This window comes from Ruegeria lacuscaerulensis, assembly GCF_013033355.1.
Classification (GTDB): Bacteria; Pseudomonadota; Alphaproteobacteria; order Rhodobacterales; family Rhodobacteraceae; genus Ruegeria; species Ruegeria lacuscaerulensis_A.
Genome location: NZ_WQDY01000013.1, coordinates 116,424 through 138,078, shown reverse-complemented (window position 1 = coordinate 138,078; position 21,655 = coordinate 116,424). Strand labels below are relative to the sequence as shown.

Genomic DNA, 21,655 nt, shown 5'->3' with positions numbered 1-21,655 from the left:
GTCAGCTATGCACCATGCGCCTCGTGCCGAGTGTTTGTGAGGTAGCAGGCGGGGTGCCCGGCACGTCGTGCCGGGCATATACGTCACACCCATGTGACAATATCGGCCATCTCGCGGCGCGTTTTGGCGAACATCGGACCATCCGCACGATAGCCGAACGCCACCATAACGGCAGGTTTGTAGACGTTAGTGTCAATCCCGAAATGATCGCGCAAAACAGCTTCGGTTTTGTCCAACTCGAACCCTTCGATGGGGCATGAATCAATTCCCATCAGCGCACCGGCGGTCATCATGTTGCCGATAACGATGTAGGCCTGACGCGCAGCCCATTTTTCGATATCCGCGTCGCTTTCCAGTTTGAAATCATGCGCTTGAAACTTGGCGTAAGCCCCGCCGAGCATCTCGATGACTTCTTCGGGGAACTGTTTGACCTCGCGGTTGTGCTGGGCCAAGTAATCCGATCCTGCTTTCATGGTTGCGCCGGTATGTGACAGGATGATCACGTAATGGCTTGCGGTTCCAAGCTGTCCGGCAGTACCATTCGTGGCGCCGTTCGCGCCCCAGGTGAAGTCACGAAACAGCTCTCGTTTCTCAGGGGATTGCACAACCAGCAATTGGAACGGTTCGGTCCCGAACGAGGTCGGCGACAGGCGTGCCGCTTCCAGAATTGTGTTGAATTCGCTCTCAGTGATTTTTCGCTCAGGATCGAACACTTTAGTTGCGTGGCGGAAATTGAAGGCGTCGATGATCTGAGTCTGAACATCGCTGGTTTCGATGAGGTCTTTCATGGAATGGGGCTCCGAATTGGTGATGAGCCGCATCTATGCCCTTCCATTGTCTGCCGCTATCTGCAGAATTCGGAAATGATAATCCCGTATACCGGAAGAATAGCTTCAGATCAGGTCGGCGTAGAGCACCTTGTTGGCGGCGATGATCCGAACACGCATGAAATCCAAAAACGCGCGGACTCGGGCATGCATCAATCGGCCCGGTGGGCGCACGGCCCAGATTTTCGAATCCGGCCAGGCGCGCAGATGAGGCAGAACCCGAACCAGACGCCCGGATCGAATATGATCTCCGGTCTGCCACAGGCAGGCTTTGTTGATCCCCAATCCGGCCAGCGTCCAATCCATCGCTGCATCACCAAGGCTGACGGTCGCGGGGCCAGACACGCGCACATCATGCATGGTGTCCGATTGATCAATCAGGTGCCAGACCTCGCGCGGGTGCATTGTCAGGCAAGCGTGATTGGCCAGGTCGGCCGCAGTTTCAGGCGTCCCTGCATGTTCCAGATAGGAAGGTGCCGCAACCAGTAGACGCGGATCATCGTCCAGTTTCTGGGCCAACAGGCTGGATGGGCCAAGATCGCCCAGACGAAACGCCAGATCGTACCCCAGTTCCACAATGTCGAGCACCGTATCGGTTAGGTTCAGATCAAGCTCGACATGCGGGTAGAGCCGAAGGAATTCGGGTACATGTGGCACTATATGTGACCGCCCGAATGACGCGGATGCTGTTACCCGCAGTTTGCCTGATACTGTTCCAGAGTTTCCAGACAGCATGGTGCGCGCATCTTCGACGTCTTCGAGGATGCGCTTGGCATGCTCTAGAAACAGCTCTCCGTCCGGGGTTAGGGATACAGCCCGCGTGGTGCGGTTCAGCAGTTTGACATCCAGTTCGGTCTCAAGCGCCTGCAGGCGTTGTGAGGTGTTGGTGGCCGAGAAACCGAACTCCGCCCCTGCCCGTCCAATGGCACCCAGGGTGGCCACTCGGACAAACAGGTTTAGGTTTTTCAAATCAAATGACATGCCGTCAGGGATAGTACGAAACACCCATCTGCGCCACTAGCCGGGCCAGGGCAGCGAATAAGTTTTGACGTTGGTAAAGAACTTCATCGCTTCGATTACGCCTTCTTTCACGCCGTTGCCGCTGTCCTTGATTCCGCCAAAGGGCGACATCTCGATCCTGTAGCCTGGTTGTTCCCAGATGTTGCAAGTGCCGACATCCAACCCGTTGATAAAGGCGATTGCCCGGTTCAAATCGTTGGTGCACACGCCCGAGGACAGGCCGAACTCGGTACCGTTCGAGATTTCCATAACCTTCGCATCGTCATCGGGCACGCGCACGATAGGTACGATGGGCCCAAAAGTTTCTTCCATCACCAACTCGCTGTCATGGGGAACCTTGTCGACCACAATCGGAGGTAGCAATGCCCCCTGGCGACCGGGGTGGTACAGGATTTCCGCACCTTCGGCTTCGGCCATGTGGACGCGTTTTTCAAACAGCGCGGCGGCTTTGTCATGGATCACACAGCCCAGTTGAGTTTCCGGGTCCTGAGGGTCACCGAACCGGATCGCCTTCGCTTTCTCCAACACCAGAGGAACGAATTTGTCGGCCACGCTTTCTTGTACCAAAATGCGTTTGATCGCAGTGCACCGCTGGCCCGAATTGCCGGTTGCACCTGCGACCGCGATGGTGGCGGCCTTGTCCAGATCAGCATCGCTGAGATCGTTCAGAACGATCAATGGGTCATTTCCGCCCAACTCCAGCGCCTGGCGTTTGTATCCGGCTTTCGACGCGATCAATTTGCCAACCGGAACACCTCCGGTGAAGGTGATGATGTCGATGTTTTCGTTGGTGATCATCTCGTCACCAATATCCTGCGGCCAACCGGTTACAACCTGGAACATCTCGGGCGGCAGACCGGCCTCATACAGAATATCGGCCAGCGCCAAACAGGTTAGCGGCGTCAACTCGGTGGGTTTGCACACCATACAGTTGTTGGTCGCAATTGACGGTGCGATCTTGTGGCTGACCATGTTTAGCGGATGGTTGAACGGTGTAATGGCGCTGATTGCCGTGACGGGTTCACGTTTGGTGAAAATCTTACGCTCTTTCCCGTTATGGGTCAGATCGCACGAGAAAATCTCCCCATCGTCTTTTAACGCCTCGGCAGCGGCAAACTGATAGACATCCTGCGCGCGTTTCGTTTCGTAAATCGAATGCTGATGGCAAATGCCCAGTTCCAACGTCAGCCATTTGGCCAGGTAGTCCCGCTTTTCACCGATCAACTCACCCGCGCGCTGCAGGATCTGGCTGCGTTCGTATCGAGTCAGTTTTGGCGTGTAGTTTGCGGCAATCTCAAATGCCTTGCGCGCGTGTTCCGCTGTCCCTGCCGGGACGGTGCCCACGACCTCATTCGTATAAGGGTAGTGGACCGGTACAGTCGCATCAGTAAAGACAACCTCTCCTCCGATACGCATTCCTTCGTGGCGAATGTCTGAAGCGTTCATGATCCCGTCCATTTTATTGCGCTGCGGCGGTGGTAGCATAGAAAAACGCGTCAAAGTTCCTCAGTTCTGGTTGCGAGGGTAAATCCAGGACGCGGTTGACGATAAAGGGAACTTCTTGCTCGGTCAGGCCGCCATGGCTGCGCAACGGTTCCTTCAAGGCGGCCAGATCGTGACGATCCTCGGAGGTGCCGATGCAGATATTCTCACCCGAGACCATGACAATATCCCCAATCCGATCACCGGGAAGTTCGTATTCGGCGATGGCTTCTTCCTTGGTCAGGACATGGGTGATACCGTCGGTCGCTTTCAGCTTGTCCACAATATCGGAACGGTTCGCACCTTCAGGAAGATAAGCGGTGGCAAAGCTGCCAAGCGCGCCATGGTGAACCACATAAGGGTCAGTGATCGGCAGGATCACACGGGCTGCATCCTCCCCCATCCAGTCGTCCATTAGGTCCTGGACATAGACTACGTTAGGTGTTCCGTCCGTATGGTGTTTGGGCTTCATGCCATGATCTGCAGTGACGACGATGGCTGCGCCCATAGCATCCAACTGCGCCAGATACCGGTCGAACATCGCGTAGAAATCCAGTGCACCCTGCTGGTCAGGCGCGAATTTGTGCTGAATGTAGTCTGTGGTCGAAAGGTACATGATATCAGGCTTGAACTCCTCCAACAGCTTCACACCCGCAGCGAAAACAAATTCCGATAAGTCCGCCGAGTACACTTCGGGCACAGGCATTCCCAGCCATTGGCTTGCGTTGTCGATACCGTGTTCGGCCTTTGTCGTCTCGCCCGAGCGTTCGGACGAGAACGCGACGGCGCGCTCTTCGTCAAACTTCAATCCGGCACCAAGCAAAGCGCGCAGCTTGTCCTTGGCAGTCACCATGGCGACCCGGTATCCAGCCTCGTAGAACTTTGAAAAGATAGTAGGCGCGCGCAGAAAACGAACGTCATTCATCATTACTTCTTCACCGCTGTCGGGGTCGATCAAGTAATTCCCACAGATTCCATGAATACTTGGCGGACGTCCGGTCGCGATTGACAGGTTGTTGGGGTTGGTAAAGGACGGAATGACCGAGTGCGCTAGTCGGTCCGTGCCGGTCTCACGTATTCGCTTGAGCGTGGGCATCAGCCCTTTGGCGATGGCTACATCCAGATACTCTGGCTCGCAGCCATCGAGACAAATCGCAATCGCGGGAACTTTGGGCGTCGGATAAACTCGTTCATTTGCGGTGATCGGGGTTTGAGCTGTCATAGGGCGGTCCTTGCGTATGAGCGTTAGTCAGATCAACAGTGGCTGACACACGGGGTCTATTTTGAAAGATGGTTCAGGCGACCTTGGATTTTTTGCCATCCTGCGCGTCCAGCGTTTTCAGGAATGCCTCTTTTGTGCCCGCAAAATTACGGCCGCGTTCACCGGCAAAGGCTTCATCGACAATATCCATTCGTTGAGCGTCGGATATGCCGTAGTCTGCAAACCGGGTGGAAACACCTAGCCGATTCAGGAAGGTCATCAGTTCAATCGAAGCGGAACTCAGATTCGAACCGAAAACATCGTGCAGGGCAGCCTGTCTAAACCCGCCAATGCCGTCGACCGAACTTAAGATCACTGGCAGCGTGAACGAACAAGCAATTCCGTGCTGTATACCCCATCCGAGGGTTATTGGATAAGACAGGTTATGGGCGATGGCAGTCTTTGTATTGGAAAAGGCCAGCCCGGCGCTGAGTGCTGCATCTGCGATCTGCGTGCGCAGACTAAGGTTGCCTAGATCGTTTAGCAGATCGGGCAAAGTGTCTAGAATGGTGCCAGCTGCATGGACGGCATGTCTGGCCGAAATAGGGTTTGCATTGATGTTCCATATGCTTTCCAAAGCATGGGAAAGTGTGTCCAACCCAGTGGACAGGGTCAGTTCATGGGGTTTGTTGACCATAAGTTCAGGATCAATCACCGCAGCTTCTGGGTAGAGATTTTGTCGTGAAAGTGAGTATTTTCTGGCGCGCTGCTCGTCCCAAACTGTGGCCCAACATGTAACCTCACTACCGGTGCCAGCAGTCGTCGGAACCGCAATAATGGGAATGGTTCCCAAGTTTGCCGCGCCGCCGCCGGTTTCTAAATACGTCACTACATTGTCAAAACTGCCATCTGCGGCCGCAAAAACCTTGGCCGAGTCGATTACGGACCCACCTCCTAAGGCTACAATCACCTCGATTTGGTGCCGTATTCCAGCTAACTGCGCGCACTGCTGCCCAAGCAGCTGGAAATCCGGGTTGGGTGCGATGTCGTTTATTACTACCGCAGCTGGTCCAGCCGCTTCTTCAACCCGCTGCGCCAGGCGCTGGAAAGGATCACTTGGATAAGTGACCAAAGCATAATTTCGGCCGCCAATCAGTTTTGGCAGTTCCGAAACAGAACCGGCGCCAAACATGATTTCAACCGGATTGTAATAGCGCCACATTGGACCCTCATAGGAAATTGGCCAACTTTGTTCGGCGGCAATCTGGATCACTTTATTCCATCGGTCCAATAGATTGTTTGGATGATAAGTATTGAGTGTTGCAATAGAATTGCAAAATTCTGACATTACTGATTGAGAGCCTTGGAAATACGCAAGTTACTTTGTATTTTGGATAAATACTCCACCACTCGAGATACAACATATGAGCGGAACACGCGCGATCCCACGGCAAAGCCTGCCCGATGTCATAACAAACGATCTGCGCGAGCGGATACTAAGCGGGGAGATGGCCGAGGGAGAGGTTATTCGGCAAGAAGCGCTGGCCGAGGATTATGACGTTTCCCGCATGCCAATCCGCGAGGCACTCAAACGACTGGACGCCGAAGGTCTTGTTCAATTGACGAACAACCGTGGCGCGTCGGTGACCACACATTCTCTGTCCGAGATCGCCGAGATTTTCGATCTGCGCGTTTTGCTTGAGGTCGATCTTTTCCGGCACGCAATACCGCGGATGACCCTAATCCATTTTTCCGAGTGTGAGCGCATTCTGGATGAGATGGAGAAGTCTTACGATGCCAATGACGTGGGCCGTTGGGGCGGGTTGAACAATGCTTACCACATGGCGCTATATGCTGCCGCTGATCGCGGGTTGAGCAATGAAATCCTGCAACGCGTCAACTTGCAGTCGGACCGCTATGTCCGAATGCACCTGAGTGTAATGAAACAGCGAGAGCCTGCTAAGAAAGACCACCGCGAGCTGTTATCGCTGGCCCGAGCCGGACAGGTCGAGAGCGCCTGCGCTCTGTTGACCCGCCACATAGCACGCACCAAGGATCAGTTGCTGGAGATGGTGACTGCCACGCGCAACGGTGACTAAGGTCAATCCAGCGGGTGTAGGCAAGCCACCTGATGCGACTCACCACTCAGATCTGGTGGTGCGGCGCGGCATTCTTCGGTTGCAAGCCAGCAGCGTTGCGCGAAAGCACAGCCCAAGGGGATGTTCATGGGTGAGGGCAACTCGCCCTCCAGCTTGATCCGTTCCTTGCGCGCCTCAGGGTCCGCGCGCGGCGTGGTCGATAACAGCGCCTTGGAATAGGGATGACGGGGGGCGGCGAACAGTTGGTCTTTCGTGGCGTGCTCGACCGCGCGGCCCAGATACATAACGATCACATCATCGGCGAAGTGTTTAACTACCGACAGGTCATGCGAGATGAACAGATAGGCAAGGTTCAGGCGTTCCTGCAACTCGACCAGCAGGTTCAGGATTTGGGATTGGATCGATACATCCAATGCCGAGACCGGTTCGTCCAGGACCAACACTTTAGGGTTCAACATTAGAGCGCGAGCAATGGCGATCCGCTGGCGCTGACCGCCCGAGAACATATGCGGATAACGGTCGTAGTGTTCGGGACGCAGGCCGACAAGGTTAAGCATCTCGCGCGCCCGCGCCTCGCGGTCGGAGGCGGACATGTTGGGGCGGTTGATGGTCAGCGGCTCCTGTAGAATCTGCCCGATCCGTTGCCGGGGATTGAGCGAGCCATACGGATCCTGGAATACGATCTGAACGGTCTCACGCATTTCGGCCCATTTCGACGGGGTGACATCGGTGCCGTCTATTGTAAGTGTTCCCGACGTCGGTTCTTCGATCATAGTGACGACACGTGCCAATGTGGACTTGCCGCAGCCGGATTCTCCGACGATGGCAAGTGTCTTGCCGGGTTTCAGTTCAAAATCTACTCCGGACAGGGCTTTGACTGTTGCGGATTTCGACAACAGTCCACCTCTGACCTCGTAGTGCCGGGCCAACGCAGTTGCCTGAACGATAGGGGCCGTCATGCGATTTCTCCGGCTGCAATTCTTTCGACATGGTGACACCGGGCTTTGCCGAATGATTCACTATGTGGTGTGGGGGGGATGGATTGGCAGGTGTTATCCGCAAACATGCACCTCGGGCTGAATAGGCACCCCTTTGGTCGGTCAAACTGGCCGGGAACGACACCGGGGATGGTTGGCAGCATTTTCGAAGTTGCCCGTTCCGGCAGTGCGCTTAGCAACGCAGAGGTATAAGGGTGGCGCGGGGTGCGGAACAGATCTTTGACGGGCTGTTCTTCAACCTTTTGACCGGCGTATTGTACCTGCACGCGTTCGGCGGTTTCGGCTACCACGCCCATATCGTGTGTGATCAGCACCAGACCCATCCCCTGTTCATCGCGCAGCCGCACCAGCAGGTCCAGAATCTGCGCCTGAATGGTGACGTCCAGCGCTGTTGTTGGCTCATCAGCGATCAGCAGCTTGGGGTTGCACGCAATCGCCATGGCGATCATGACCCGCTGGTTCATCCCGCCGGACATCTGGTGTGGAAAGGTGTTCAGCCGGTTTTCCGGCGCGGGAATGCCGACCTGATCAAACAACTCGATCGCACGTTGGTGACGATCCTTGCGGTTCAGGCCCAGATGGATGCGCAGCGCTTCTTTGATCTGGAACCCCACAGTGAAACAGGGGTTGAGCGACGACATCGGTTCCTGAAAGATCATGGCGATGTCCTTGCCGATGATCTTGCGCCGGTCGCGAGCCGAAATTTTGGTCAGGTCGATACCTTCGAAACTCAGCTGATCTGCGGTGATCGTGGCGGTCCAGGGCAACAGGCCCATCAACGCCAGCATCGACACGGATTTGCCCGAGCCGCTTTCGCCGACGATGGCCATCAGCTCGCCCCGGTCGACAGACAGGTCCACCCCGTCGACGGCGCGGAACTTACCCGAGGCGGTCGCGAATTCTACAGTGAGGTTTCGGATGTCCAACAAACTCATATCGTCAGCTCCGCTTCAGTTTCGGGTCCAGCGCGTCGCGCAGGCCGTCGCCCATCAGGTTGATCGCCAGAACCGTGACCAGAATGGCAAGGCCGGGGAACGTGACGACCCACCAGGCGCGTAGAATGAACTCGCGCGCTTCAGCCAGCATGGTGCCCCATTCCGGCGTGGGGGGCTGTGCGCCCATTCCCAGAAATCCAAGGGCAGCGGCGTCCAGAATAGCGGTTGAGAATGACAGCGCCGCCTGCACAATGATCGGGGCCAGACAGTTGGGCAGCACAGTCTTGAACATCAACCGCGCCTTGCCCGCGCCCGCGACACGGGCCGAGGTGACATAGTCTTTCTGTCGTTCAGACAGAACCGAGGCGCGGGTCAGGCGCACGTAATGCGGCTGAAATACGATAGCGATAGCGATCATCGCATTGGTCAGCGACGGCCCAAGGATGGCTACCAGTACCAGCGCCAACAGCAGCGAGGGGAAGGACAGGATGATATCCATCACCCGCATGATCAGCGTATCGACCCATTTCGGCGCAAAGCCGGACAATAACCCGATGATCACGCCGCCCGTCACAGCCACACAGACCACAACGATGCCCACAAAGAAGGAATAGCGTGATCCCATGATCAGCCGCGACAGCATGTCCCGGCCCAATGGGTCGGTGCCCAGCGGGAAGGCCCAACTGCCGCCCTCTTGCCACGCGGGGGGTTGCAGAATGTTGTCGCGGAACTGCTCGGTCGGGTCATAGGGCGCCAGCAAAGGCGCAAAGGCCGCGCAGATTACGAAGGCCATGAACACATACAATCCGATTACCGCGCCGCGGTTTTCGCTGAAATAGAACCAGAATTCGCGCAGGGCGCTTGGGCGGTCCTCGGTCTTGGGCGTAGTTGCGGAAAGCTCGGCCATCACCGTCTCCGGATTTTGGGGTTGATGATGCCGTAAAGGACATCGACCAGCAGGTTCACCAGCATCACGATCACGGCGATCATCAGCAGCCCGCCCTGCACCACCGGATAGTCGCGGCGGAAAATACTGTCGACCATCCACTTGCCGATGCCCGGCCAGCTAAAGATTGTCTCGGTCAGGATCGCGCCGGCCAGCAGCGTGCCGACCGACAGGCCGATCACTGTTATCACCGGGATCAGAGCGTTGCGCAGCGCATGCAGCCCGTTGATCCGCGTGGGCGAAAGACCCTTGGCGCGGGCGGTGCGAATGTAATCCTCGCCCAAAACTTCTAACATGGCCGAGCGAGTCTGGCGCGCGATCACCGCCAGCGGGATGGTGCCCAGTACGATGGTCGGCAGGATCAAGTGACGCACGGCTGACGTAAACGCCCCCTCCTGCCCTGACAGCAGGCTGTCGATCAACATGAAACCGGTAACGCTGGGGAAGTAATACAGCAGGTCGATCCGCCCCGATACCGGCGTCCAGCCCAGATTACCTGAAAACACGATGATCAGAAGCAGGGCCCACCAGAAGATCGGCATCGAGTAGCCAACCAAAGCCGAGGACATCAGCGCGCGATCAAAGAACTTGCCTCTGTTCACGGCAGCAATCACACCCGCAGGCAAGCCAAGAGCCACGGCAAAGATCATCGCACAGATCGACAGTTCCAGCGTGGCTGGGAACAGGGCAAAGAACTCATCCCAGACCGGTTTCTTGGTGACAAAGCTTTCACCCAGATCGCCATGCATAACGCCGACCAGATAGTCCCAGTATTGCTGCAGTACCGGTTTGTCGAAGCCCAGCTTGACCACCATCTCCTGATAGCGTTCCTCGGTCATGCCGCGTTCTCCGGCCATGACGATGATGGGATCGCCGGGCAGCACCCGGATGAACATGAAGGAAATCAGCGTCACGCCCAGAAATGTCGGAACGAACATTCCAAGGCGCGAAAGGAAGTAGCCAAACATCAGCGACCTATGATTGTGAGATCTTTGGGAAAGCGGGTCAGTGACCGGCAGCCATCCTGCGTCACCAGAACATCATCTTCGATCCGAACACCAAAATTTCCGAGGTCATAAAGCCCGGGCTCGTTGGTCCAGACCATGCCGGGAAGGATGTCCTGATGATTTCCACGCATGATATAGGGCGCTTCATGTACGTCGCGGCCCAGCCCGTGCCCGGTTTTGGTGCGGATACGGTCAGCATAGGGCGATGCCTCAAGTACGCGGGTGACAGCATCGTCGATGTCATGCGCAGTAGTGCCCGGGCGGCAGGCGTTGAACCCTTCAAGGTTGGCACGCAGGACGGTGTCATAAACATCCCTGCCCTCGTCCGAAACTTCGGCCACAAAGAAAGTGCGGGTGATATCGGCGGCAAAGCCGTGTTTGCGCGCACCAAAATCGAACAACAACGCGTCGCCGGGTTTGATCTGATAATCCGCTCTCGCCTTGCCATGCGGTTGGGCCGAATTGTCACCAGCTGCCACAATCGGCGCAAACGCCAACGAGGCCGCGCCCTCGGCAAACAGTGCCTGAATCAGCGCCTGCTCGATCTGTTTTTCGGTCTGGCCGATACGCACATCGGCAATCACTCGTTCCAGCGCGCGTTCCGAGATGTCAATCGCCGCTTGCAGTGCCGCGATGTCTTCGTCGGTCTTTATGATCCGCAAGCCCGAGATTTCGCGTTCGGCATCCACAATGCGCAGATCGGGCAGCGCGTTGGTGAAAGCCTTCGACACAAAGACCCGCATCACCTGCCCTTCGACGGCCAGCGATGTCAGCGGCATGTGCGCAGCCAAAGCGGCAAAAGCGCTGTCACAGCCCGTTTGGTCCATCCAATCGAACACGGCACCGTCAAAGCCGACCAGCGCCCAGGTGCCAAGCTCCAGATTGGGGACAACCGCGGCGGGACTACCTTGGGCCGGGATAACGACCACAAAGGGTCGCTCGTGGCTCATGAAGGGTTTCCCCAACGCGCGGGTGAAATTGGGACCGGGCACGAGGGCCACGGCATCGACTGACATGTCCTTTGCCAGTTGACGATACTCGGACAAATCCGGCATGAGGGCCGACCTCCAAAAAAGAAAACCGGAGCCGCCACGCGGGCGGCTCCGATCCGTGAGTGATGATTTATTCGACGCTGACGCCGTAGAAGATGTGGCCGCCCAGCGGGTGGACCTTGTAGCCCTGCACTTCGTTGCGCATCGGCATGTAAACGACCGAGTGTGCGATGGTGGCCCAGGGGGCTTGCTCTTTGAAGATGACCTGCGCCTCTTCATACAGCTTGGTGCGCTCGGCCTGATCGGTGGTCTGCTTGGCCTTCAGGATCAGATCTTCGAAAGGCTCGTGGCACCATTGTGCACGGTTCGAGGCTTCGCGGCCGTCACAGCCCAGCAGCACGGCCAGGAAGTTGTCCGGGTCGCCGTTGTCGCCGGTCCAACCCAGCAGCACAGCTCCGTCGCGATTCAGCTCTTTTGAGCGCGACAGGTACTCGCCCCATTCATAGGAGACGATCTCGACATCCACGCCGACCTTGGCGAAATCTGCTTGGATCAGCTCGGCCATGCGGCGGGCGTTCGGGTTATAGGGGCGTTGAACCGGCATCGCCCAAACTTTCATCGACAGATCGCTGACGCCTTCGGCTTCCAGCATCGCCTTGGCCGCTTCGGGATCATAGGCATCGTCGGTGATGGCCTCGTTGTACCCCCACATGGTCGGCGGGATCGGGTTCTTGGCCGCTTGCCCCGAACCTTGGAACACCACGTCGATGATCGCCTGCTTGTCGATCGCCATGTTCAGCGCTTTGCGCACCTTCGGGTTGTCGAACGGCTCCATCGTGGTGTTGTAAGCCAGATAACCCACGTTCAGGCCTTCTTGCTCCATCATGTTGATGTCGGCGTCATCCTGCATCGCCTGAATGTCGGCGGGGTTCGGATAAGGCATGATGTGGCATTCACCCGCCTTCAGCTTTTGATAACGGACCGACGCATCAGGCGTAATCGCAAAGATCAGGTTGCTCACATCCGCTGGTGCTTTCCAGTAATCAGCATTCTGCGTATAGCGGATCACGGCGTCTTTCTGATAGGCCACGAATGAGAACGGGCCGGTGCCGATCGGCGCGGTGTTCAGCTTTTCAGGTGTGCCCGCTTCCATCATCGCATCGGCATATTCCGCCGACAGGATCGAGGCAAAGTCCATCGCCATGTTGGCGACAAAAGGCGCCTCGGGTTTAGACAGCGTGAATTTCACCGTGTAGTCGTCGATCTTTTCGATGGACTCGACCAGATCAGGCATACCCATGCCCTGGAAATATTCCCACGTGCCACCCGACACCTGATTATAGGGGTGGCCTTCATCCTTCTGGCGCATGAACGAGAAGATCACGTCATCGGCGTTGAAGTCGCGGGTTGGGGTGAATTCGTCATTCGAGTGGAATTTGACGCCCTGACGCAGCTTGAACGTATATTCCAAACCGTCATCGCTGGCCTCGACGCTTTCGGCCAAGCCTGGGATCACATTGGTGGTGCCGGTCTCAAATTCCAGCAGGCGGTTGTAGATCGGGTGCGAGGACGCATCAAAGGTGGTGCCAGCGGTGAACAGCGCCGGGTCAAAACCTTCAGGCGAGCCTTCAGAGCAATAGACCAACGTATTTGCCTGTGCCGCAGCGCTGGACAACGCAATCGCTGCGGTTGCGGCCAAAAACTTAAGTTTCATGAGTTTCTCCCAGTAAATATTGCTTGGTTTTCGCTTAGCGCTTTTTTGTCAGAACACTCTTTGGCAACGCTTGCCGTCGCGAAATCACTGCTCAATGTATCCAAAATACAAAATCCATTGTCAACAAAGTTAACGATTCCGCGAACACGTACCCGCAAAGACAGCCATCCGTCTCGGGACGGCCCGGTTCAGTTCCCAGCTTTGAGGGGAATCAGTCGCGCCGACTTTGATACAGCGCAAGTTTCCGGCTTTCCGCGATCACATCTGGAATGTTGGGGTCACGCCGATCGGAGGCTGTTCCAGAATGAAAGCCCCGATCCGATCCAAGAGCGGCCGTCTTGGACAGCCCGGACGCGTCGCCGCGCCCAGATCACGCAGGTTGCCCGGCGCGTCAAAGGGGATAAAGCACAAAGGCCAGCGGTCACGTTTGAATTGCTCGGCCGCCAGGGCCGACACGATTGTACAATCGTCGGAATGACAAATATGCCGACAGATCGTCTCGAAACGCAGCGCGCTCAGGTCGAACCGCTTGCTGGCGCGATTTGCCGGGTCGATTTTGGGCAAGCGGTTTTCCAGTTCATAGCCGAAACTATGCGGCAGTCGGATGAAGTCGTGATGGGGCACGTCCTCTGGGGCAATCGATGGCAAGGTGCTTAGCGGGTGACCGTCACGAACAGCCAAGAACAGAGGTTCGGACCAGATCGAGGTAAACTCGAGCGCTTCGGAATTGTTGACCTTGGCGACCAGAGCAAGATCCAACGTGTGGTCTTCGACCATACGCAACATATTTTGTGGCAAATCCTCGATCATCGTCACTCGCATATTGGGAAACAATGCGCTAAACAGATCTGAGAAATATTGTGTCAGGTAGGGCGCGAGGGTCGGCGTCATTCCGATCGTGTATGGAACCGCCTCGGGGTCGCGGAACTGGGTCGCCGTATCGCGGATCTTTTGCGCATCGTTCAGAATGCGTTCGGCAATGCGCAACACCTGAACACCGCACAGTGTCGGTCGAACCTCGTTATTGAGGCGCAAAAACAGTTCGGCCCCTAACTCCTGTTCAAGTTTTTTGACCTGATTGGACATCGCAGGCTGAGAGACGTTGCAAGCTGCTGCCGCCTGACTGAACTGCCCATATTTGGCGATGGCCAGAACGTATTCCAAGTCTCTGAAATTCACGATCACCAACTACTGATACAAGTCGCGCATCTTGATGCACCTTCGGATTCATACCCTGACGGTGAGTGTTGCGCATGAAGAAACGATCACTTTCAAACACATAAGTGTCAATAGCCGCTAGTGAATAGGCGATCAAAGTGATTGAAGGCACGATAACTTATTGATTTCACTTACTACTAACTCACAGATTTTGTGAGTATTCGCGTTGGTTATACCCCTAATTCGAAGGATGAATTTTAGCTGGCCGAAGCGGCTGACTACCCATTGGATACGTGGAATGCCCAAAGCAGCGGGCGGCCCGCAGAATGCAACAATTCTTGACGGAGTATCCCATGCTGTCCCAACTTCTTAGCAGTCTTCGCGCCCGTCTCTTGACATCGTCCACGCTGGCGCAAGAGACCACCCGCGATGGTCAAACCCTTATAAACAACTTTTTCCAGAGCACTGTGGTGGATGACACCCCGGCTTTTGTGCTGGCTAGTGATTTTTCGCGCCTGTTGAACTTTGGCGAAATCATCACAAACAACGCTGTTGCTGCAGTGCAGGCGCAAGGTCAGGACGTCGACATCTTTAACTTTCGGTCCGGTCGGATCGAAGCCAATAACGGTCCAGATGCGCTTGCAACAGGCGTTCTTGTCACTGGAAGCGCATCTATCAGAAACTTTGGCGAGATTGTAGGCGAGTTTAACGGCGTTCAGTTTGCGGGGGCTGAAAGCTCGGGCAATCTGGATAACTTCCGCGGCGGTGTGATCAGTTCTGACAGTCGCGCTGTCGACATTCAGGGTCAAGGTATCGATGTTCGTAACTTTGGTGACATCATCGGTACAGGTGATCAGCGCAACGGAACGATTTACACCAATTCAACTGCGGAAGACATTTCGATCTCGAACTTTTCGGGCGGTACGATTGACGCAGGCGAAGGCAACCAAGGTGCAGGGGTTTCTCTGCAGGTCGGAGATGAAATTGGCGACCGTGTCGAAACCGATATCTTCAATGGTTTTGGTGCAACAATCCAAGGTCGCGGTCAGGCGGCTTCAAACACGTCGCTGGCCGGCGACGGCGTGCGCATCGATGACGGTGCCGAGGGAGCCATCCTGGAAGCCGAGATCGTTAACAGCGGGGTCATCTCGACCGAAAGCGATCAGGGTACGGCAGCAGGCCTGCGCATAGCTGATGGCGCCAATACCGAAGGTGAGATCCTAAACACCTCGACCGGTGTGATCGAAGGGCCGCGCAACGGTCTGTACATCGGAGATGGCGAACATGATCTGGACGTTCTAAACTTTGGAACCATCCAGTCCGACAGCCGCGCTGTGAACATCGATGGTTCCGGTGTTGAACTGATCAATGGTGGCGACATTCTGGGCACCGGAGATCAGCGCAATGGTACAGTCTACGCTGATGACACCGCACGCGACTATTCGATCCAAAACCTTGCATCGGGTACTATTGACGCGGGCGAACACAATGATGGCGCGGGCGTTTCGTTGTCACTTGCCGTCGAAGGTAATGGCGACGTTTCGATCACCAACGACGGCACGATCGCGGGTCGGGGCAATGCAGGTGCAGCTTTGGGCACCGCTGGCGACGGTATCCGTCTGGAGGGTGTCCGGCAGGAAGGCGGCGGCTTTGGCCCGGCCCTCTTTGAAGGCACTATCACCAACACCGGTACAGTGACGTCCGAAGGTGCAAACGGCACGGTCGGTGCGTTCCGTGCGGTGAACAACGTCAACTTCCGTGGCCAGCTGATCAACGAAGAAACCGGCGTTTTAGCAGGCGACCAGAATGGTGTGTACTTTGGCACCGGTGATCACACAGGCGGCTCGTTCGTCAACCGCGGCACTGTGACATCGGACAGCCGTGCGGTGAATATCGACGGGATCGGTCTGGATGTTGTCAACGAAGGCGAAATCCTTGGCACTGGCGATCAGCGCAACGGCACCGTCTATGCCGATGGCACTGCTGACAACTACAGCTTCACCAACTCGGGTCTGGTCGATGCAGGCGAAGGCAATAACGGCTCCGCCGTTTCGCTGCAAACCGGCGACGAGTCGGGGGACATCGTGTCCGCTGCAGTCATCAACGAAGGTACGCTGCAAGGTCGTGGCGATGCGCTGGAAGGCAACCAGGTCGGTGACGGTCTGCGCCTGTTCACAAGCCAGGACGACGCCTCTTTCGCGGGTGTTGTGGTCAACGAAGGCCTGATCGCCGGCTCCGAGGACTCTGACGCCGCAGCAGGTATCCGCGTTGATGGCGGCCTGAACCTGGTTGGCGCGATCCTGAACGAAAGCGAAATCCGCGGCACGGTCAATGCGATCGACGCATCGGATGCAGGCTTCGTGACCATCGTCAACGACGACGAAGGCGTGATCAACGGCAACGTTCTGCTGAGCGATGGCGACGACATCTTTGTCGACCTGGGCACCACCAACGGTGATATCTCGGGCGGCGCAGGAGATGACGTTCTGATCGCAGGCGACGCAGACAACGTCATCACCGGCGGTCTGGGCAATGACTTCATTGACGGTGGTGAAGGCATCGACACAGCCGATTTCTCGGATCTGGATGTCGCGGTCGAAGTCAGCCTGGATGCAAACGGCAATGGCACTGCCATACGTGACACAGGCTTTAACGTCACCGTCACCGACGCAGTTGTTGCAGCACCGGATCAGTTCGGATCGTCCATCACCAATGGCGCCGAGTTCGTGGAGCAGGCAGTCCAGGGCAACCTGTACTACAACATCCACACCTCGGACTTCCCGGCTGGTGAAATTCGCGGCCAACTGTTGGTTGACAGCGATGTGACCGAGAATGGCATCCGTACTGTCACGCTGAGCGGTGGTCTGGACGCCTCGCAGGAGCCTGGTCCTACATCCGACAGCGAAGCGACCGGTCAGGCGACCCTCGTCGTCACTCAAAACTTGGAAACCGGTGAAGTCACCTATTCCAGCGAGTTGAGCGTGACGGGCCTGAACGAAGCTGATCTGTTGACGCCGATCCCGGGTGTTGTCTCGGCTGTGCACTTGCACAATGCACCTGCTGGTCAGAACGGCCCGGTCGTGCAGGACACGCTGGTAGATGCCGGTGCGACGCTGGATACCGAAGCCACTGGTGGCACAGGTGTCATCGGCGAGGACGTCATCGACAACCAGATCGAAGTGGACATCCTGCGCTCGATCGAGCGGGTTGTCGGCTCGGATGACAGCGACACGATCGACGTCTCCAGCTTTGACGGTGTAACCGTTGATCTGGACCTCAGCGGTCCTTCGCCGAACCCTGTTGGCAGCGGTGATGAAGGTCCGCAGGACGGTGCCATCATCCAGAACGGCCAGATCGTCGCCGAAGTTGATGACTTCGAAAACGTTGTCGGCTCGGACGGGGATGACCTGATCCTTGGCAACAACGAGTTCAACATCCTCGACGGTGGTGCCGGCAATGACGCGATCCATTCTTTCGGCGGTGCCGACGTGATCATCGGTGGCGAAGGGATCGACACCGCGCTGTTCACCGCAGGGCCGGGCGTTGTTCTGGATCTGGATGAAGAAGGCAACGGCGTTGCACAGGTCAATGCACCCGATGGTGCAATCCTGGATCAGGTGTTTGGGTTCGAAAACATCAACGGCTCGAACAACGCTGGCAGCCCGAATGGTGGCGACGACATCCTGTCGGGCAACTCGGGGTCCAACACCCTGAACGGTCAGGCCGGTGACGATGTGCTGAACGGTGAGGGTGGCGATGACATCCTGATCGGTGGCGCAGGTAACGACACCTTCGTCTTCGAGGGCAACTTCGGTAACGACGTCATTCAGGACTTTGAAGTCGGTCTGGATCAGCTTCAGTTCGGCGACTTTGGGCCCGACTTTGGCGGCAGCGTCGGCGTTGCTCAGGATGGTGATGATGCCGTGATCTCCTTCGGCAATGAAGGCTCGGTGCGCCTTGTCGGTATCAACAGTGCCGACCTGAACGACGACGACTTTGTCGCGTAACTGACCAACAGCGGGGCGGCTACGTGCTGCCCCGTTTTTCAAACCGGAAAGGGTCAAGGAAATGTTCAAGCAAGCCAATCCCGTCAAAACTGCCTGGGGGTCACTGCGCAAAGGCTTTGTCGCTGTCGCCTTCTTCAGCCTGTTCCTGAACCTGCTTATGCTGGCCGGGCCACTGTACATGCTTCAGGTCTATGACCGCGTTCTGACAAGCCAGAATGCCGACACGCTGATCGCACTCTCCGTGCTGCTGGCGGGTGTATTCGTCGTGATTGCCTGCCTTGATCTGATGCGGATGCGCATTCTGGGACGTTTGGCGGCCCGTTTTGAATTAAGCGTTGGCGCACCGGTTCTGAACGCAGCCATGCGTCGTCGGGTTCAGGGCGAAACCTCCAGTGGGGAAAACCTGGTCGAAGACGTCAACGGATTTCGTGAGTTTATTTCGGGCACCACCTTAACGGCCTTTTTCGATGCTCCATGGATCCCGATCTACTTGATGGTCCTGTACGTCTTGCATCCGCTTCTGGGCCTGCTGGGTCTGGTCGGAGCAGTTACTCTGACAATCATGGCGCTGATCAACAACGCCCGTGCGCGTGGTCCGATGGAGCAAGCCTCGCAGGCCCGAGGTCGTTCGGACGCTCTGTTCGACACAAGCGACCGGAATGCTGAACTGGTTCATGCGCTGGGAATGAAGGGCGATTTGGTTCGTCGCTGGACTGCTTTGCAATCGGACGCACACCGTTACAAAACACGCGCAGCGGATCGTGTGGCAAGCTTTTCGGTGGTTTCCAAGACCGTTCGGATGGGTCTGCAATCGGCCATTTTGGGTTTGGGTGCTGCGTTGGCTATTTCGGGCGAGTCGACCGCAGGTGTCATGATCGCCGCAACTATTGTTCTGGCCCGAGCGCTGTCGCCCATAGACCAACCGATCGGCCAATGGCGCACCTTCCTGGCTGCGCGCGGGTCGTATTCCAAGCTTAAGCAGTTGACCGAAGATTACGCGGATGCGCCGCTGAACCTGAACCTGCCCCGAGCCTTCAAGACCCTAGACGTCAAGATCGCGCAGGCTGGCCCGCCGCGTGCTATCAATGCCAACATCCGCAGTATCGATTTCAGCCTTAAAGCCGGGGATGTCCTGGCCATTATCGGCCACAGCGGATCTGGCAAAACCACCTTGGGTAAAATGCTTGCCGGTATCTGGTTTCCTCAACGCGGAGAGGTCTTGCTGGATGGAAGCCCGATGTCGAAATGGAACGGCGAGGATTTGGGCAAACAGATCGGTTACTTGCCGCAGGATGTTGAGCTGTTCGACGGGACCATCCGTGAAAATATCGGGCGTTTTTCCACCGCGATAGACGACGCCGAAGTGCTGCGCGCGGCGCGCGAGGCCGGGGTCCACGAGATGATCAGCAGCTTGCCGGAAGGTTATGAAACACGCATCGGTCAAGGGTTTTTCCTGTCAGGCGGGCAACGTCAGCGTCTTGCTCTGGCCCGCGCCTTATACGGTGATCCGTTCGTTCTTGTGCTGGATGAGCCCAACTCGGACCTTGATGCCGATGGCGAGCAGGCTCTGCGCGATGCGCTGTTGGCGGCTCAAGCGCGTGGTGCAATCGCGATCGTCATGACCCACCGTCCGGCGACATTGCAGGCGGCAAATAAGGTCATGGTGCTGCGCAATGGGAACCAGACCCAATTTGGTGAAAAAGACGATGTCATGAAGGTCAACCGCCGAAACGTTTTGAACACCCCGACGCAATCGAGCGTGGTTAAGCCGGTTGCCCACCCATCAAGTGAAACTCAGATCAGCGGAGCAGCCCAATGACCGACCTGGTGAAGTATTCCAAATCCAACACCGCCGTGTCCTTTCACGAGGCACAGCTGAAAAAGATCAATGAAACCTCGGCGGGCATCGGGCGCTATGTTCTTTTCGGCCTGTTCACTCTGGCGGTTTTCGTAGGCGGCAGCGCCTATTGGGCGGTCGTGTCCAAGCTGGATGGCGCTGTGGTTGCCCCTGCCTCATTCGTGGTCGAGGGCGATCGCAAAACGGTCGAGCATCTGGACGGCGGCATCATCCGCTCGATCCTTGTGGCAGACGGAGAATTCGTGCGGCAAGGCCAACCTTTGGTTCAGTTAGACAGCACCGAGATCGACGTTGAACTGAGCATGCAAGGTAGCCAGTTGGGTGAGCTGTCTGTTCGCCGCGCGCGCCTACTGGCGCAAATGAGCGGGCAGGAGCAATTCGACGAAGCCACTGCGATGTCAGCTTATCGGGATGGTATGGATCGCTTGCACTGGGTCTCGCCTTACCTGACACAAAAACAATTATTCGACGCCGAAGCGCGCGCAAGGCGGACCGAGGCGCAGATCAATGCTCAGCGTATCTCGGCTCTGCGTAACCAGGTTGCTGGGCTTGAGGAACAACGTCGCAGTACAAAAAATCAGATCGACATTACCAATGTCGAGTTGGCGAACCTGCAAAAGCTATTGGACAAGGGTTTGGTCGCGGTCACGCGCGTCAGCGCACGCCAGATCGAGCTTGAGCGTCTAAACGGCGCAGATGCATCGTTGCGCACTCAGATTGCGCAGGCCGAAGACCAAATGCAGGAACTGGAATTGTCCCTGCTGAGTCAAAAGAAGCTGCGTGATGAGGTGATCGCCGGAGAGCTGGCTGTGGTTGAGGCGCAGCTTGATCTGGTTCGGCCTCAGTTCGCGGGAACGCTGGCGCGGATGCAACGTACTCAAGTTCTAGCCCCAACCAGTGGTCGGGTCGTAAACCTTGCGGTGTCCACCAATGGCGGCGTAATCCGTCCGGGTGAACCCATCATGGACATCGTTCCGGCGGATCAGAACCTGATCGTAGAAGCACGGATAAAAACGGGTGATATCGACAAGCTCTATATCGGTCAGACCACTCGTATCCGTCTGTCCGCCTTTGCCCAAGCCGATGTGCCTGAGGCCAGTGGCGAGATCTTTGATATCTCGGCTGACGCGCTGGAAGACGACCGCACTGGCGAAGCATACTACAAGGCACGCGTCAAACTCGACGCCCGGCAGCCCATCGCTGTAACGGCGCTGGACCTCGTGCCGGGAATGCCCGCCGATCTGTTTGTGAACACAGGCGAACGAGCAGTGTTCGCCTATCTGGCTCAACCTATCAGTGACCGTCTTGCTAAGACATTTATCGAGTAAGCCAGATCGCCCGCGCCTAATTTTTGGGCGCGGGCAACTCAATTGACCGGAATTTCGACAGAATGGATTTACATCCCACAAAG

General features: G+C 56.7%; 16 protein-coding genes. 4 read left to right on the top strand and 12 right to left on the bottom strand.

Going from position 1 to position 21,655, the window contains the following annotated elements:
• Window positions 1-83: 83 nt before the first annotated feature.
• From GOW48_RS19550 to psrA, 5 genes are all read right to left on the bottom strand, one after another.
• Window positions 84-788, bottom strand: a complete 705-nt coding sequence (locus GOW48_RS19550; protein ID WP_170755780.1) for an NAD(P)H-dependent oxidoreductase — start codon at window positions 786-788, stop codon at window positions 84-86.
• A gap of 105 nt (window positions 789-893) precedes the next feature.
• Window positions 894-1,832 (bottom strand): LysR family transcriptional regulator, encoded by a 939-nt coding sequence (locus GOW48_RS19545; RefSeq protein ID WP_331251838.1) that lies wholly within the window; start codon window positions 1,830-1,832, stop codon window positions 894-896.
• A 12-nt stretch (window positions 1,833-1,844) separates the two neighbouring features.
• A complete protein-coding gene (gene phnY, locus GOW48_RS19540; protein WP_170755778.1) occupies window positions 1,845-3,293 on the bottom strand; it encodes a phosphonoacetaldehyde dehydrogenase in 1,449 nt (482 codons plus the stop codon).
• Between the two features lie 13 nt (window positions 3,294-3,306).
• Window positions 3,307-4,551 (bottom strand): phosphonoacetate hydrolase, encoded by a 1,245-nt coding sequence (gene phnA, locus GOW48_RS19535; protein ID WP_170755777.1) that lies wholly within the window; start codon window positions 4,549-4,551, stop codon window positions 3,307-3,309.
• A gap of 73 nt (window positions 4,552-4,624) precedes the next feature.
• Window positions 4,625-5,878: an iron-containing alcohol dehydrogenase PsrA gene (psrA, locus tag GOW48_RS19530; RefSeq protein ID WP_214648686.1), complete on the bottom strand. Its 1,254-nt coding sequence runs from the start codon at window positions 5,876-5,878 to the stop codon at window positions 4,625-4,627.
• Window positions 5,879-5,954: 76 nt separating this feature from the next.
• On the opposite strand from psrA, the gene GOW48_RS19525 reads away from it, so the two are divergent.
• The gene (locus tag GOW48_RS19525; protein WP_170755776.1) at window positions 5,955-6,629 is read left to right on the top strand and encodes a GntR family transcriptional regulator; all 675 of its coding nucleotides are present in this window, start codon (window positions 5,955-5,957) and stop codon (window positions 6,627-6,629) included.
• A 2-nt stretch (window positions 6,630-6,631) separates the two neighbouring features.
• Here the strand turns inward: GOW48_RS19525 and GOW48_RS19520 are convergent, their stop codons facing one another.
• From GOW48_RS19520 to GOW48_RS19490, 7 genes are all read right to left on the bottom strand, one after another.
• A complete protein-coding gene (locus GOW48_RS19520) occupies window positions 6,632-7,588 on the bottom strand; it encodes an ABC transporter ATP-binding protein (RefSeq protein ID WP_170755775.1) in 957 nt (318 codons plus the stop codon).
• Window positions 7,585-8,562 carry an ABC transporter ATP-binding protein gene (locus GOW48_RS19515; protein ID WP_170755774.1) on the bottom strand — a complete coding sequence of 326 codons (978 nt, stop codon included), beginning with the start codon at window positions 8,560-8,562 and terminating at the stop codon, window positions 7,585-7,587. Before GOW48_RS19515 ends, GOW48_RS19520 begins: the two co-directional genes overlap by 4 nt.
• A gap of 4 nt (window positions 8,563-8,566) precedes the next feature.
• A complete protein-coding gene (locus GOW48_RS19510; RefSeq protein ID WP_170755773.1) occupies window positions 8,567-9,469 on the bottom strand; it encodes an ABC transporter permease subunit in 903 nt (300 codons plus the stop codon).
• Window positions 9,469-10,476 carry an ABC transporter permease subunit gene (locus tag GOW48_RS19505; protein WP_170755772.1) on the bottom strand — a complete coding sequence of 336 codons (1,008 nt, stop codon included), beginning with the start codon at window positions 10,474-10,476 and terminating at the stop codon, window positions 9,469-9,471. Before GOW48_RS19505 ends, GOW48_RS19510 begins: the two co-directional genes overlap by 1 nt.
• Entirely contained in the window at window positions 10,476-11,570 is a 1,095-nt protein-coding gene (locus GOW48_RS19500; RefSeq protein ID WP_170755771.1) for a M24 family metallopeptidase, read from the bottom strand. Before GOW48_RS19500 ends, GOW48_RS19505 begins: the two co-directional genes overlap by 1 nt.
• A gap of 67 nt (window positions 11,571-11,637) precedes the next feature.
• Window positions 11,638-13,221, bottom strand: coding sequence for an ABC transporter substrate-binding protein (locus GOW48_RS19495; RefSeq protein WP_170755770.1), 1,584 nt, complete (start codon window positions 13,219-13,221; stop codon window positions 11,638-11,640).
• A gap of 258 nt (window positions 13,222-13,479) precedes the next feature.
• Window positions 13,480-14,400, bottom strand: coding sequence for a LysR family transcriptional regulator (locus GOW48_RS19490; RefSeq protein WP_170755769.1), 921 nt, complete (start codon window positions 14,398-14,400; stop codon window positions 13,480-13,482).
• A gap of 332 nt (window positions 14,401-14,732) precedes the next feature.
• Between GOW48_RS19490 and GOW48_RS19485 the strand changes: the two genes are divergently transcribed.
• From GOW48_RS19485 to GOW48_RS19475, 3 genes are all read left to right on the top strand, one after another.
• Window positions 14,733-18,386, top strand: coding sequence for a beta strand repeat-containing protein (locus GOW48_RS19485; protein ID WP_170755768.1), 3,654 nt, complete (start codon window positions 14,733-14,735; stop codon window positions 18,384-18,386).
• A gap of 61 nt (window positions 18,387-18,447) precedes the next feature.
• Window positions 18,448-20,205 (top strand): type I secretion system permease/ATPase, encoded by a 1,758-nt coding sequence (locus GOW48_RS19480; protein ID WP_170755767.1) that lies wholly within the window; start codon window positions 18,448-18,450, stop codon window positions 20,203-20,205.
• Entirely contained in the window at window positions 20,202-21,572 is a 1,371-nt protein-coding gene (locus GOW48_RS19475; protein ID WP_170755766.1) for an HlyD family type I secretion periplasmic adaptor subunit, read from the top strand. The genes GOW48_RS19480 and GOW48_RS19475 overlap by 4 nt, the downstream gene beginning before the upstream one ends.
• The last annotated feature ends 83 nt before the right edge of the window (window positions 21,573-21,655 follow it).

What these genes read in the sequence shown, in the direction of transcription:
- GOW48_RS19495 (WP_170755770.1), bottom strand. Translation starts at nt 13,221, where the DNA reads ATGAAACTTAAGTTTTTGGCCGCAACCGCAGCGATTGCGTTGTCCAGC.
- GOW48_RS19550 (WP_170755780.1), bottom strand. Translation starts at nt 788, where the DNA reads ATGAAAGACCTCATCGAAACCAGCGATGTTCAGACTCAGATCATCGAC.
- GOW48_RS19500 (WP_170755771.1), bottom strand. Translation starts at nt 11,570, where the DNA reads ATGCCGGATTTGTCCGAGTATCGTCAACTGGCAAAGGACATGTCAGTC.
- GOW48_RS19525 (WP_170755776.1), top strand. Translation starts at nt 5,955, where the DNA reads ATGAGCGGAACACGCGCGATCCCACGGCAAAGCCTGCCCGATGTCATA.
- GOW48_RS19505 (WP_170755772.1), bottom strand. Translation starts at nt 10,476, where the DNA reads ATGTTTGGCTACTTCCTTTCGCGCCTTGGAATGTTCGTTCCGACATTT.
- psrA (WP_214648686.1), bottom strand. Translation starts at nt 5,878, where the DNA reads ATGTCAGAATTTTGCAATTCTATTGCAACACTCAATACTTATCATCCA.
- phnY (WP_170755778.1), bottom strand. Translation starts at nt 3,293, where the DNA reads ATGAACGCTTCAGACATTCGCCACGAAGGAATGCGTATCGGAGGAGAG.
- GOW48_RS19515 (WP_170755774.1), bottom strand. Translation starts at nt 8,562, where the DNA reads ATGAGTTTGTTGGACATCCGAAACCTCACTGTAGAATTCGCGACCGCC.
- GOW48_RS19480 (WP_170755767.1), top strand. Translation starts at nt 18,448, where the DNA reads ATGTTCAAGCAAGCCAATCCCGTCAAAACTGCCTGGGGGTCACTGCGC.
- GOW48_RS19520 (WP_170755775.1), bottom strand. Translation starts at nt 7,588, where the DNA reads ATGACGGCCCCTATCGTTCAGGCAACTGCGTTGGCCCGGCACTACGAG.
- GOW48_RS19475 (WP_170755766.1), top strand. Translation starts at nt 20,202, where the DNA reads ATGACCGACCTGGTGAAGTATTCCAAATCCAACACCGCCGTGTCCTTT.
- phnA (WP_170755777.1), bottom strand. Translation starts at nt 4,551, where the DNA reads ATGACAGCTCAAACCCCGATCACCGCAAATGAACGAGTTTATCCGACG.
- GOW48_RS19485 (WP_170755768.1), top strand. Translation starts at nt 14,733, where the DNA reads ATGCTGTCCCAACTTCTTAGCAGTCTTCGCGCCCGTCTCTTGACATCG.
- GOW48_RS19510 (WP_170755773.1), bottom strand. Translation starts at nt 9,469, where the DNA reads ATGGCCGAGCTTTCCGCAACTACGCCCAAGACCGAGGACCGCCCAAGC.